The 12,202-nt window shown below is 61.8% G+C and carries 10 protein-coding genes; all 10 read right to left on the bottom strand.

Features of this window, described 5'->3' with window-relative positions; translation table 11 throughout:
* Positions 1-17: 17 nt before the first annotated feature.
* Entirely contained in the window at positions 18-719 is a 702-nt protein-coding gene (locus tag PHP59_RS08485; RefSeq protein ID WP_300165999.1) for a glycosyltransferase, read from the bottom strand.
* Entirely contained in the window at positions 716-1,696 is a 981-nt protein-coding gene (locus tag PHP59_RS08480) for a glycosyltransferase family 4 protein (RefSeq protein ID WP_300165998.1), read from the bottom strand. The genes PHP59_RS08485 and PHP59_RS08480 overlap by 4 nt, the downstream gene beginning before the upstream one ends.
* Before the next feature lie 3 nt (positions 1,697-1,699).
* Positions 1,700-3,007: an FAD-dependent oxidoreductase gene (locus PHP59_RS08475; RefSeq protein WP_300165996.1), complete on the bottom strand. Its 1,308-nt coding sequence runs from the start codon at positions 3,005-3,007 to the stop codon at positions 1,700-1,702.
* Positions 3,008-3,490: 483 nt separating this feature from the next.
* Positions 3,491-4,993 (bottom strand): sodium:solute symporter, encoded by a 1,503-nt coding sequence (locus PHP59_RS08470; protein ID WP_300165994.1) that lies wholly within the window; start codon positions 4,991-4,993, stop codon positions 3,491-3,493.
* A 688-nt stretch (positions 4,994-5,681) separates the two neighbouring features.
* A complete protein-coding gene (gene ilvN, locus PHP59_RS08465; protein WP_300165992.1) occupies positions 5,682-6,185 on the bottom strand; it encodes an acetolactate synthase small subunit in 504 nt (167 codons plus the stop codon).
* Positions 6,182-7,852: a biosynthetic-type acetolactate synthase large subunit gene (ilvB, locus tag PHP59_RS08460; protein WP_300165990.1), complete on the bottom strand. Its 1,671-nt coding sequence runs from the start codon at positions 7,850-7,852 to the stop codon at positions 6,182-6,184. Before ilvB ends, ilvN begins: the two co-directional genes overlap by 4 nt.
* Positions 7,849-9,336, bottom strand: coding sequence for a 2-isopropylmalate synthase (locus PHP59_RS08455; RefSeq protein ID WP_300165988.1), 1,488 nt, complete (start codon positions 9,334-9,336; stop codon positions 7,849-7,851). Before PHP59_RS08455 ends, ilvB begins: the two co-directional genes overlap by 4 nt.
* A 466-nt stretch (positions 9,337-9,802) precedes the next feature.
* Entirely contained in the window at positions 9,803-10,447 is a 645-nt protein-coding gene (locus PHP59_RS08450) for a DUF4013 domain-containing protein (RefSeq protein ID WP_300165986.1), read from the bottom strand.
* 571 nt (positions 10,448-11,018) lie between these two features.
* Complete coding sequence (locus PHP59_RS08445) at positions 11,019-11,249, bottom strand: hypothetical protein (protein ID WP_300165984.1); 231 nt, start codon at positions 11,247-11,249, stop codon at positions 11,019-11,021.
* The coding region (gene purH, locus PHP59_RS08440; protein ID WP_300165982.1) for a bifunctional phosphoribosylaminoimidazolecarboxamide formyltransferase/IMP cyclohydrolase at positions 11,206-12,202 on the bottom strand (997 nt) is incomplete at its 5' end. The genes PHP59_RS08445 and purH, both read right to left, overlap by 44 nt.

The following is a 12,202-nucleotide window of genomic DNA, read 5'->3' as shown; positions in this document are numbered from 1 at the left end:
AAAAAGAGATTGCGGGATTACTTGTACTCGCGCTTCGAGTAACTGTACGTCTCGCTGTCGCCGCCCCGCACAACGATGGCGATCCACTCCCAGAGCGACTTGATCATCCCGAACTGCTCGTACCGGCGCATGTCGAAGGCGACGCGGAGTTTCGGGTCGAGGAGCACGCTGCCGACCTGCCGGGTGCGGCGGGCGATCTCCAGGTCGTCACCGGCGTCGATGCACCGATACATCCCGACCTGCATGAAGACCTCGCGCCTGAAGGCGGTGTTGCACCCGAGAGTGTAGTAGAGGGTGTGGGTCAATGCGCCGACGCGGGAGAAGAAATTCGCGAGAGCGAGGGAGATCGCGTTCTTGATCCCCTTCTCCTTCGGGTACACGAGGCCGAAGACCTGCACCACGTTCGGGCGTGTGGCAAAGTCCTTCTCGATCCTCTCCAGCCAGTCGGGCGGGATGATGCAGTCCGCGTCGGTCGTGGCGACGATATCGCCCTTTGCAGCCTTCGCACCGTCGTTTCGTGCGCCGCCGACCTTCTTGCTCGTCTGCACGAAGACTAGGTCGGCGTACCTCTCTGCGATCTCCCGCGTTTTGTCCTTCGAGTTCCCGTCCACGACGATGATCTCGTACCTTTCGCGCGGCAGAGTCTGGTTGCAGAGGGACTCGAGACAGGAGGCGATGTTCGCCTCCTCATTGTAGGTCGGAACGATAACCGAGATCATTGACCAATCAACTCCCTGTAGAGGTTCATGTGGAGGTCTGCGACCTCATTGATGTCGAATTTTTCCGAGAAGGGTCGTGCGAGGGAGGCATGCCTCCCGAGCGCCGCCTCGTCGCCGAAGTGCGCCCCCGCCTCCTCGTTGTCCCCGAAGAGGAGGGCGGCATCCCCGAAGATCTCGACGAACTCCGGGATACGCCTGATGACGGTCGGCAGGCCGCTTGCAAGGGCCTCCAGCACGACGAGGCCGAAGGTCTCGGCATAGGAGGGCATGAAGAAGATGTCGGCCCCGCAGTAGGCGGCGGCGATGTCGTCGACAAAACCGGTGAAGGTGACGTTCTTCCCGCACCTCTCCTTCTCCTCCTCGATCCGGCCGTGGTCCTTGGAGAACCTCCCGTACGGGTACCCGCCGACCCAGACGAAGTGAAGGTCGGGGTGGTCGTGCGAGAGGGCGAGGAAGTCGTAGATGCCCTTCCGCGGCGTCTGCTGGGCGACCGAGAGCACCACCCTCTCGTCCTCGCCGATGCCGTACTTCGCCCTGAATGCCGCTCTCTTTGCCGGGTCGGGTCTGAACCTCTCCCTGTCCACGCCGTTCGGGATGAGGGTGGTCGGGACGTCCGGGGCGATCTCGTGGACCTCCTCCTCGCAGAGGTGCGAGATGGTGATGATGTGGTCGAATCCCCCGTAAATTTCAGGGTAGAAATGGTTCACTGTCTCCGAAAAGGCGAGGTTGCCGGTGTTGAGGCGGGGGGTCGAGTGGGCGGTGAGCACCTTGACGCCGTGGCTGTATTTCTTGTTCGTCAGGGCGAGGGGGCCGAAGGTGTGGTAGTGGACGAGGTCGAAGTCGCGGCCGCGGGCATTCCAGGCCATCTCCGGGCCGCCGACTTCGTTTGCGAGGGCGCCGTACAGGGTCTTTGCCAGGGTGGCGCACCCGATGTACTTGAAAAAGAGCATGTCCTCGACGAAAAAGTTGACTTTCATGGATTATTCCTTCACGAAATCGATGACATGGCGGATGCAGGCGTCCATATTGATGTACTCGAACTCTGCAAACCGGCCGACAAGGTCGATGCCCCGGCCCCGGCAGTAGTCCCTGACAGTCCTGACATTCTCCTGGTAGGCGAGGTCGTAGATGACGTACGCATATTTCTGGCGCTCGACCGAGGCGGAGACCACCTGGTCGCGTGACGCGACGACGCCCATCTTCATCAGGCCCTCGATAGTGTGGTCGATGAGGGCCTCGTCGTCCATCAGGGCGGCCTCGTCGCCGTCCCTGTAGGTGACCTCGGCGAGGACCGAGCCGCACCCGTCTGGGGCGTTCCCGTCGCTGTACCCTGATGGGAAGGAGATACGGTTGAAGAGGCCGATCTCCTCCTGCGGGACATAGACCCAGGAGTACGGGGGGATCCCGCCCTTCAGGCCGATGCAGATGCAGGCGACAGAGTTGTATTTGAGGGCCAGGCAGGCCTCGGCCACCGTCTCGGGCACGCCCTCAAGACAGGGGAGGAGGGCCTGGAGGGGGATGGTGGAGACGCACCTGTCCGCCCTGACCTCCTCTGTGCCGTCGCTGATCACGAAGGCCCCGTCCTCCTGTCTCACCGACCTGACTACAAAACCCGTCCTGATCGCGTCACTGATGGGCGCGGCGATGGCCCTGACCAGCGCCTCGATGCCGCCCTCTTCGGGGTACGAGAAGACGGCCTGGTGGGTGTAGCCCTCGGTCTCGATCCCGACCGCCGCCTTGATCACGTCCTCCACCGGCGGCCGGGGGATCCGCCCGTCCACCCAGTGGGTGGACATCTCCTCGGGCGGGAACTTCCAGATCTTCCGGTTGTACGGGACCATGTAGCAGTCGGCGATACCCTCGCCGAAGGTGTGGACGATCCACTCCCTGAAGTTCCGCGGGGCGGAGAGTTCCCCCTTCTCCGCTTTGATGAGAGTTTTTACGAACTCGTTGATGCAGAGGAAGAGGTCGTCCTTCGGGAGGTCTGCAAGACCGTTCTCGAAGGGGTATTTCACGTATTTTCCCTTGTAGAAGATCTTGGTGTTCCGGTGCCTCTCTGTGCGGTTCTGGCCGAGCACCTCTTTCATAAATGCGAGGACCCCGGCGTCCCGGGAGAAGATGATGTGCGATCCGCCTGTGTCAAAGGTGAAGCCGTCGATGGTCTTCGACCGGCAGAGCCCTCCGTATTCAGGCTCTGCTTCGAGAACGACCACATCTTCGCCTCTCTCCCGGAGCAGTCTGGCCAGAGTCACCCCGGTCAGCCCGCCGCCCAGTATCGCCGTTTTCACGCCATAGAGATTCGCGGTCGGGTGATATATGATTGTTCATATCGAAGATCAGAGCGAACTGTTTCACCATGCCCGGCAGCTGGGCACATGTCTGAAAAAAGAGGTTTGTACAATGCCGCATTTTCTGTGCACGGAAAAATGCCGTGCATTTTTCCTTCTCAGGGAATCTGTGATTCTCTGTGTTCTCGAACTCGCTAGCGCTCGTTCCCCGAGAACAGGATTGAAGCGGACAATTGCATGGAGGATCTGGTCCTCCTCTGTGTTCCCCGGGGGGCCCTATCCTGAGCAGGGACAACCGGGACGTACGATCTTCTGTGAGAGGAAGGACCCCTTCTGAGACAGGGGCTGCCGCCCCCTGCAACTCCTGCACAGGATACCTCCTGAGATGGTCGTCCCCGGGCACCCGGTCCCAACTCCTATCTTGATTGTGCGGTGGCGGGGGTGGTGGGTGGGATTCGATTCTCCAGAGCCGAAAAAAGAGGTTCACCGGGGCTGGATGAAGCCGCCGGTGAGGGTGGTGTCCAGCACCTTTGCATCGGTCTTCCGGGTCATGAGGCTGACGACGATCATGGCGACCGCCGAGATGACGACGGCATAGAGGCTGAAGTGGACAGGGAGTTTGTCGACAACGTAGTACCAGTAGCCGAGCACCCCGCCCGAGACAAGCCCTGTCGTCATCGAGGCGAGGGCGCCTTCACGTGTCGCGCCCCGCCAGTACAGACCGGCGAGGAGGGGCACCGCGAAGGTGGAGAGCATGATCCCGATCCCCGACCAGATCAGCCAGGCGAGCATTTCAGGGGGGTTGACTGCGAGGAGGAGCGTCCCGCCGGCCGCCACCACGACCGCAATCCGGGAGACGAGGAGGGTTTCCCTATCGCTGGCCTGAGGCCTGAAGAGGTTCTTCCAGATGTCCCAGGCAAACATCGTGCCCACAGTGAGCATAAGGCGATCGGTCGTCGACATCACGGCCGCGAGCACGATCACCGCGAAGAACGACCAGACCCAGATGTTGGGCATGGCATATTCGAGCCCTGAGATGAAGATGTAGTCCTGGGCGTTCGGGACGGCCGGGAGGGCGATCTGCCCCTCCTCGACGAGGACGCGTCCGGCAAAGCCGGCGAACTTGACGAGGAGCATGACCACCGCGTAGACGGCGAAGGCGATCAGGGGCGACCACTTGAAGTAACTCTCCTCCTTCGCGGCCAGGACGTTGTTGATCACGTGCGGGGCGCAGGCGAGGCCCACGACGAGCATCAGCCCGAAGGAGAAGAGGAACCAGGGGGTGAAGGCCATGCCCTCGGTGAGGTACGGCTGGACCAGGTTCGGGTCGACGCCGGCCATCACCTCATTGATGTGCGTCATCCCGCCGGCCTTCATGATCAGGACCGGAGCGATGGCGATCACGCCGACGATCAGGAGGCCGCCCTGGATGACCGTTGTCCAGGAGACGGCGTACAGCCCGCCGACGACGGTGTAGGCCGTTATGATGATGCCGGAGATGATCAGCGCCTCCCAGTGGGGCAGGCCGAAGAGCCAGACCAGGACGATCGAGATGGCGGTGTACTGGCCGACAAGGTAGATGAGGGAGACGATAATGCCGGCAAGGGCCGAGAGGCCCCGCATCGCCTGCGGGCTCTCGAAACGTTGGGCGAAGTAGTCCTCGACCGTCAGGTAGTTGTTCTGCTTTCCGATCCTGTGGAGCTTGACCCCGAAGACGATGATACAGAAGGACGCCGCAAAGGGGACGAAGAGTTGCTCCCAGATCGACGGCCACCCTGTCGTGAAGCCGAGGCCGCTGACGCCGAGGAGGGTCATGCCCGAGCAGATCGAGGAGATCATCAGGATGGTGAAGACCCAGAAGCCGAGCGACCTGCCGGCGACGATGTAGTCCTCGGTGTTGTGGATCTTCTTCGAGGCCCATGCTCCGATGGCCAGGAGGACGACGAAGTAGAGCCCGATGATGCCCGCGGTGATTGGCTCTATCATGCCTCGACCTCTTTGAAGAGGAAGGCCCAGACCAGGAGGAGGGCGGTGACTGAGATGAATGCTGTTCCGACGAGTGCCAGAGTCTCAAAAGGAAGTCCGATCATATGCTGTGCTAGCGTGTGGCATGCTAACATATAACACAATCGGTGCAGGGCGGGGGTGCTGTCCGTGATACGGGAAATCAGACCTTATTCGCGTGGGATGGGGGGGTACACGCAGGAGGAGGGAGAGAGGGGAGATCCGCGGGGAGGTCGGGTTGTGCCGGGGGATACGTAGTATGGGGGTTGGAAGGGGGGGTTGTTGCGATGAGGCGTGTTGAAGACCTTCACTCCCGGTTATTGAAATGCCCGAGACGTGCGTGGGGGGAAGGCATTGGATCGTTGTCTTGTGCCGGGGGACTACCGCTCGAAAATCGAAGATTTTCTCAAGGTCGCTATTGTCCCCGCCCCTGGTCCCCCGGTGCAGGATAAGGGCAGAACCGACATTCCTCCCTTCGGATTATCCTTTTCTATCTTCCCAGCCCCTATCTTGAGCGGGGGTCTGGGGGCGTAGTCCCCAAGCACAGGTACTCCAGAACACATGTTCTGCAAAAATTTTCTCGAATTTATCCGGTCATCCCACCTCTGGATCAGTCCCTGAAAAAAGAAAAAAGATCCCGGGGAAGGAGAGTCCTCTCCCTCCAGAACCCCTACTTCGTGCTCTTGATCCCCTTCTGCCCGCGGAGGAGGGCGATCTTCCCGGTCCGCACAAACTCCTTGATCCCGTACTGCCTGAGGAGCGTTTCGAGGGCGTCGATCTTCTCCGAGTCGCCGGTGACCTCAAGGATGACCGTCTTCGCGCCGACGTCGATGATCTGAGCCCGGAAGATATTTGCGATCTGCATCACCCCGGCCCTGGTCTCGCCGGGTTCGGCCGCCACCTTGATCAGGGCGAGTTCGCGGGAGACCGTGCTCTGCTCGGTGATGTCCGAGACCTTGATCACGTCGATGAGTTTGTTCAACTGTTTCTTGACCTGCTCGATCTGGGCGTCGTCCCCCAGGACGACGATGGTCATCCTGCTCATCCCCGCCTCCTCGCAGGTCCCGACGGCCAGGCTCTCGATGTTGAAGCCCCGCCTGGAGAACAATCCGGCGATCCGGGCGAGGACGCCCGCCTTGTTCTCGACAAGGACGTGGAGGGTGTGGAGTTTCATCTCTGCCTCCTCCCGATCATCTCGTTGATCGCCGCCCCGGCCGGGACCATCGGGAAGACGTTCGCCTCCCTCTCGATCCTGAAGTCGAGCACGAAGGGGCCGTCTGTGGTAAAGGCCGCCTCAAGTGCCGGCCTGACCTCCTCCTTCTCCTCGACCCTGATGCCGTCGACGCCGTAGGCGCGGGCGATGCCGACGAAGTCCACGGCCGGGAGTTCGGTGTACGAATACCGGCGGTCATAGAAGAGTTCCTGCCACTGCCTGACCATGCCGAGGTACATGTTGTTCAGGATGACCACCTTCACCGGTACCTTATACTGGGCGACGGTGCCGAGTTCCTGGATGTTCATCTGGAAACTCCCGTCGCCTGCGACGTCGACGACCGTCTCGTCGGGCCTGGCGAAGTGCGCCCCGATCGCCGCCGGAAAGCCGTAGCCCATCGTCCCGAGCCCTCCCGAGGAGATCCAGGTCCGAGGTCGCCTGAAGCAGTAGTGCTGGGCCGCCCACATCTGGTTCTGCCCCACCTCCGTGACGACGATGCCGCGGTCCCCGAGGAGGTCGCTCATCTCCCTGATGATATGGGCCGGCGAGAGGCCGTCCTCCCCGTCCCTGACCGTCTGCGCCTCCTTCCAGTGGCGGGTGCGGGCGAGCCACATCTCCCGCCCCTCCTTCTTGATCAGCCGCCTGATGATGCTCTGGAGCACCTTCCCGGCGTCCCCGACGATCGGGACGTCCACCGGCTTGTTCTTTCCGATCTCTGCCGGGTCGATGTCGATGTGGATGATGCGGGCATTGGGGGCGAAGGCGTCGATCTTCCCCGTCACCCGGTCGTCGAAGCGGACGCCGACGGCGATGAGCAGGTCGCACTCGGTGACCGCGTAGTTCGCCGCCTCCGTGCCGTGCATCCCGATCATGCCGAGGTTGAGGGGGTGGTCGCAGGGGACGGCGCCGAGGCCCATCAGGGTCGTCGCGACAGGGATGAGCATCAGTTCGGCAAGTCTCCTCACCTCTTCCGATGCACCTGAGGCGATCACGCCCCCGCCCACGTAGAGGAGGGGCCTCTCGGCCTCGCCGATGAGGGTGACCGCCTTCTCGATCTGGAGGGCGTGGCCCTCGTAGGTCGGCTGGTAGCCTCGCAGTCGTGCCCGGCCGATCGGCGGCTCAATGTCGATCTGGGCGGTCATCACGTCCTTCGGGATGTCGACGAGGACAGGGCCCTGCCGTCCCGTGCCCGCAATATAGAAGGCGTCCTTCACGACCTGGCCGATATCGGCCGCCCTCTTGACGAGGTAACTGTGCTTGGTGACGGGCATCGTGATCCCGGTGATGTCAGACTCCTGGAAGGCGTCGTTCCCGAGCATGAAGGTCGGGACCTGGCCGGTGATGGCGACAAGGGGCACCGAGTCCATGTAGGCGGTGGCGATGCCGGTGACAAGGTTGCAGGCGCCCGGCCCCGAGGTGGCAAGACATACCCCTACCCGCCCCGATGCCCGGGCATAGCCGTCGGCCGCGTGGGCCGCCGCCTGCTCGTGGCGTACCAGGATGTGCCTGATCGGTGCGTCATAGAGTTCGTCGTAGATCGGCAGGACTGACCCGCCGGGGTAGCCGAAGATCGTCCCGGCCCCCTCGCGCTGCAAGCTTTCAACCAGCAGTTTTGCTCCTGTCTTCATCTTTGCTCCTCGAGAAGTCTGTTCATCCCGGAGACCATCGCCTCGACACTTCCCATGATGATGTCTGTCCGCGCCCCCCGGGAGGTGAGCATGCGCCCGTCCCTGCTCAGGCAGACGGTGACATCGACGAGGGCGTCCGTCCCCCCGCTGATCGCGTCCACCCGGTAGTCTTCGAGCCTGATCTCGCCGAGGCCGGTGATCGAACGGCGCAGGGCCTCGATCGCGGCGTCCACCGGGCCGTTGCCGGTAGCGGCGCAGGTCACCTCCTCCCCGTTGACGGTGACAGTGACCGATGCGGTGGGGACGACATTGCTCCCGGAGACGACCGTCACCTGCTTGAGCCGGATCACCGGCTCGCGCACGAGGTTGAGCACCGAGTCGGCGATGGCCATCAGGTCCGCATCGGTGATCCTTCGACCTTCGTCGCCGAGGCTTTTAACTCTGGCGACGATCTCCGCGAGCTGCATCTCGTCGCATACGTAACCGAGTTCCTGGAGGGCGGCCCTGACCGAGGCCGACCCGGAGTGTTTGCCGAGGAGGATCCGCCGTGTCCTGCCGACGCGTTCGGGGCCGATCGGCTCGTAGGTGCTTGCCTCGCGGAGCACACCGTGGGCGTGGATGCCGCTCTCGTGGGTGAAGGCCATCTCGCCGACGATCGCCTTGTTCACGGGCAGGGGCACGCCTGTCATCTTCGAGACCTCGGTCGCGAGGTGGTAGAGCCCTTCTGTCCTGATCCCGGTCTTCGTGCCGTACAGCACCTCCATGGCCATCACGAGTTCTTCGAGAGGGGTGTTCCCGGCGCGTTCGCCAAGGCCGTTCACGGTGACATGCGCGGCCGACGCCCCGGCCTTCAGGGCGGCGAAGGTGTTTGCGAGGGCGAAGCCGAGGTCGTCGTGGCAGTGGATGGAGAGGGGCGCGAAGAGGAGGCCGGGGACCGCCTCCGCGATCCTCTCGGGCGTCATGAGGCCGACGGTGTCGCAGAAGCAGAGGCGGTCGGCGCCGCGGTCCACCCCGCCCCTGAAGAGGTGGGCGAGGAAGGCCGGATCGGCGCGGGAGGCGTCCTCCCCGGAGAGTTCGACGACAAGGCCCCGCTCCTTTGCGTATTCCACGGCGTCCCATGCCATCGTGCAGACCTGCTCACGGGTCTTTCGCATCTTCGCCCTGATATGGAGGTCGCTTGCCGGCACGACGAGGTGGACGCAGTCGACGCCGCACTCTGCGGCATAGTCGATGTCCAGCTGCAGGGCCCTGACAAAGGTCGCGACCTCGGCGGAGAGTCCGGCATCCGCGATCAGCCGGATTGCCTCCCTCTCCCCCTCAGATGCGGCGGCTGAACCGGCCTCGACGGTGTCGACACCGATCTCTGCGAGCATGGTTGCGATCGAAAGTTTCTGCGCGGGATTCAGCGAGACGCCCGGCGTCTGTTCGCCGTCCCGTAGGGTGGTATCAAAAAAGCGGCATTTAGCGGCCAATAAAACAATCACTCATGGTGCTTGCCATGAGCCAGTATGGCACGACGACGATATTTATATTTTGGCTTTTATGATCTCCAGAGCCCGATCGGGACATTTTCCAGCCCCGCTCCCTCCCCCTCCCCGGCACCAGGGGAGGCCGGGAAGGGGAGACATTACCTGCAATCATATCGACGGTCTGAGGGCGTTGAGTCCTGCCGGATTTCATCCTGTTTTGCCCACGGCCCCCGGTATGCCCGGATCTCCGGATCTCCCCGATATGGCCCCGAATAGGATGTGGGATCCCCCAATCGGAGGCAGATATGGGCGTATCTGACCCGGCCCGTCTCCCGAGGGGCCACACCCTCATGCTCTGACATGCGGGTGCCACAGGGACGGGGTCAGGGGGATTTCTCCAGAACCTGATTTGGGAGTAGCAGACATGATAGTTTCACCTTAGAAAGGAACCGGAAAAGAAAAAAGGGGGAGAAAGGGAGTTTCAGGCGGGGGCCGCCGCACTGTCGTAGATGTATGTCATGTACCGGGCCGTGAAGATCGCGAGCACCGGGCTGATGAGGAAGGCAATGATCCAGCCGATGATCGGGATCAGCATCAGGATGCCAAGAACCACGAAGGTCACCACCCATAGGACGATCAGGGCGATGATGTAGCTGACCCAGCCGACCGCACCGATGTGCGCCAGGATCGCCGAGATGTTGAAGGCCTCGCCGAAGTTGTCTGTCCGTGCAAACCTGATGGCGCCGAAGGCGGCGATCAGGCCGATGATGAAGGCAACCACGATCATGATGATTATCCCGAGGAGCATCGCTCCGATCCCGGCTGCGGCGTCAGATCCACCGAATGCAAGGAGGGAGATAGACCCGCCGAAGATAATCGAGACAATAAACACGGGGATGCCGTAGATGATCTCGACGATGAAGAGTTTGATCCCGTCGATGAAGAGTTTGACCCAGTCTTCGAATTCGGGTGCCGGGCTCTTGCCCCGGTAGATCTCCATGATATAACCCATGATCAGGGGGAAGATGAAGGTGGCTATGAGGAGGAAGATCCACTTCATCCATTTTCCCCAGACCGCTTCCTTCGCATATTCGAAGGAGTTTCCAAGCATAGAACCGTAATCCATAACAAATCACCTTGGGAGTGTGCATACGTCACTCTAAGGTGTTTGTATTTATTGATTCCGTAAATGGGATATGGTAGATAGGCCTGCCGCTTCAAAAAGGAAAACTTTTCCCTGCTGCATAATGGTGCCCTCTTCTTGGGGGTGATGTTCCGGGATCAATGCCCTTTCAGATGCGTCTTTTCCTGGCGATCCGTTCAATCGTGCGCATTCCATTTTCGGACACGATTACTATGGCCGGGGGTGAATGGACCTGAATGACGTGTTGTCTCTGTGGCGACAGCAAAAAACGTGGGAACGCGTTGAGGATGAGGAGATGCTCTTGCCCGACCTTCGTGCCACTGTTCGCGCGAGATAAAATGCGTCTATCTCTATTGTGGTGCCGCATTTCTGGCAGGCGCCGTCTTCACGTCCCTGCCTGACGTGTTCTGTAACTGGATGACATCGCCTGCGCGGCGACATCGCCCTGCCTGACGGATGCTTCGTCCCCGGGTCATGCGTCCACTGTAAAAAAATTGACAGGAGAGAGATCGTCCCCCCTCTCAGGACCGGACGATTATCTGATTCTGGTGCCTCACCAGTGGCAGAAGGTGTCGCCGGCACCGACTTCCGACCCGCACTTCGTGCAGAAACTCTTCGATGCCCGCACCTGATAGCCGGCAGGTTCGGAGGAGAGCGCCTTCCTGACAAGGTCGGTGTTGGTGCTGCCGTCGATGACAAGGTTGCCGAAGTCGTCAGGCAGAAAAAAAGAAGGGAATGATTCAGTGCCTGAAATAGCGCACGCCCGTGAAGACCATCGCGACATTGAGCTTGTTTGCCGCTTCGATGACCTCCTGGTCACGGATCGATCCGCCCGGCTGCACGAGGGCCGTCGCGCCGGCCGCCGCCGCGACCTCCATGGTATCGGCGAAGGGCAGGAAGGCGTCGGACGCCACGACAGAGCCCTTCAGGGAAGACCGCGCCTTCTCGACGGCGATCTTCGCGGAGTCGACGCGGTTCATCTGCCCGGCGCCGATGCCGAGGGCGACATGGTCGTTGGCATAGATGATCGCGTTGCTCTTCGTGTGCTTGCAGATCTTCATCGCAAAGCGCATCGCCGCAATCTCCTGCTCGGTCGGTTCGCGCTCTGAGACGACCTTCCACTCCTCCTTCGGTGCGGGAGTCCGCTGGACGAGGATGCCGCCGTCGATGCTCCTGACCTCGTCGGCCGCCGTCTTCTCCGGCAGGACAAGGACACGCATGTTCGGCTTCTTCTTCATCATCTCGACGGCCTCGGGCGAGTACGACGGGGCGACGATGACCTCGACGAAGGTGCCGCAGAGTTCTGCCGCGATCGCCGTGTCCACCGGGGTGTTGAGGGCGACGATCGAACCGTAGGCGGAGACCGGGTCGACCTCGCGGGCGGCGAGGTAGGCTTCGAGTCCGTTCTTCCCGATGGCGACGCCGCAGGGGTTGTTGTGCTTGACGATCACCGACGTCGGTTCGTCGAACTCGCGGAGAAGGGAGACGGCCGCATCGACGTCAAGGTAGTTGTTGTACGACATCTCCTTCCCCTGCAGGGGCACCTGGCCGGCGATGCCGTGGTCGCCGTAGACGGCCGCCTTCTGGTGCGGGTTCTCGCCGTAACGGAGGGACCGGCCGTTCCTGAACTGGAAGGAGTAGGTCTCCGGGAAACCGCCGTCGAGGCCGGAGAGATAGTTCGAGATCGCGGCGTCGTAGGCGGCCGTCCGTGCAAAGACCTTCTTTGCAAGGGCAAGC

The sequence above is a fragment of the Methanofollis sp. genome (assembly GCF_028702905.1).
Taxonomy (GTDB): domain Archaea; phylum Halobacteriota; class Methanomicrobia; order Methanomicrobiales; family Methanofollaceae; genus Methanofollis.
The sequence above is the reverse complement of the archived record's forward strand: the minus strand, read 5'-3'. Positions and strand labels throughout refer to the sequence as shown.